This is a genomic window from Streptomyces sp. NPDC001231, assembly GCF_042896885.1.
In the GTDB taxonomy this organism is placed as follows: Bacteria; Actinomycetota; Actinomycetes; order Streptomycetales; family Streptomycetaceae; genus Streptomyces.
On the sequence record NZ_JBIAXS010000084.1, the window covers coordinates 1 to 1,286 of the forward strand.

Below are 1,286 nucleotides of genomic sequence, written 5' to 3' on the forward strand. Positions count from 1 at the left end.
TGAGCTTGTTCCGCTTTGACGGACACCATCGGTGTGGTGGTCAGGCTGCGAGAACGGTTTCGTACTCGGCGGGACTGCGGTAACCGAGGCTGCTGTGCAGCCTCCGCAAGTTGTACCAGCTTTCGATCCACTCGAAGATCGCGGTATGGGCAGCTGCTCGGCTGGGCCAGGGCCGATCGCCGAACAGTTCCCGCTTCAGCGTGGCGAAGAAGGATTCCGCGAGCGCGTTGTCCCAGCACTGACCCGTGCGGCCGACCGACAGACGAACCCCGAACTCACGGGCGACATCGGCGAATTCGCGACTGGTGTACTGGCAGCCGCGATCCGAGTGGAACACCACCGCACCGGCCGGACGCCGGCTGCGGCAGGCCGCCCGTAGCGCGTCGGCAACCAGTTCGGTCCGCAGGTGGTCGGCGGTGGCCCAGCCGACCACTCGCCGGGAGGCGATGTCGATGACGGTGGCCAGGTAGAGCCATCCCTCCTCGGTCGGGACGTAGGTGATGTCGCCGCACCAGCGCTGGTCGGCCGTGGCCGGGTCGGGCTGGAAGTCCCGCAGGACCAGGTCGGGACGGGTGGCGGCCTGCGGGTCCGGGATCGTGGTGCGGTGGCGGCGTCTGCGGTGTCTGCCGGCCAGCCCTGCCTGGCGCATCAGCCGCGCGATGCGGCGCCGACCACACCGGTCGCCGTCGCGTCGGAGCATGGCGTGAATCCGCGGGGCCCCATACGTACCGCGCGAGGTCGCGTGGACCTCGTGGATCTTCTCGGTCAGCTCCGCGTCGCGAGCCGCGCGGGGGCCGGGGACAGCGGTGCGGCGGGCGTAGAAGGCGGCACGGGAGACCTTCAGCAGCTCACACACTCGTTTGACGCTGTGTCCTGCCTGCTTCTCCGCCTCGATGAACGGGTGCACGCTCACCGGGTCTCCGTCGCGAAGAAAGCCGTCGCACGCTTGAGGACCTCCACGTCCTCCCGCAGCCGGCGGTTCTCCCGCCGCAGCCGGGCCAACTCCTCGCGCTCACCGCTGGTCAGGCCCTCCCGCTCGCCCGAGTCGACCTCGGCCTGCTTCACCCAGTCCCGCACCGCGGTCTCGGTCAGGTCGAAGTCCTTGGCGACCTGACCGACAGAGCGGTCACCACGCTGACAAAGCTCGACGATCTCTGCCTTGAACTCCGGCGTGAACGAGCGGCGAGGACGCGGCTTCTTCTTCCCCATGCTCTCCATGATGGACATCATCCTTCCGGGGCCGAAGCCCCTGATCTCCGATGTCCGTCAAAGCGGATCAAGCCCAC

Annotated in this window: 2 protein-coding genes; both read right to left on the reverse strand. The window is 68.5% G+C overall.

Features of this window, described 5'->3' with window-relative positions; genetic code table 11:
* Positions 1–40: 40 nt before the first annotated feature.
* Positions 41–913: an IS3 family transposase gene (locus ACFY3J_RS38855; protein ID WP_384181804.1), complete on the reverse strand. Its 873-nt coding sequence runs from the start codon at positions 911–913 to the stop codon at positions 41–43.
* The gene (locus ACFY3J_RS38860) at positions 910–1,218 is read right to left on the reverse strand and encodes a transposase (RefSeq protein WP_384181806.1); all 309 of its coding nucleotides are present in this window, start codon (positions 1,216–1,218) and stop codon (positions 910–912) included. The genes ACFY3J_RS38855 and ACFY3J_RS38860 overlap by 4 nt, the downstream gene beginning before the upstream one ends.
* Positions 1,219–1,286: the final 68 nt, after the last annotated feature.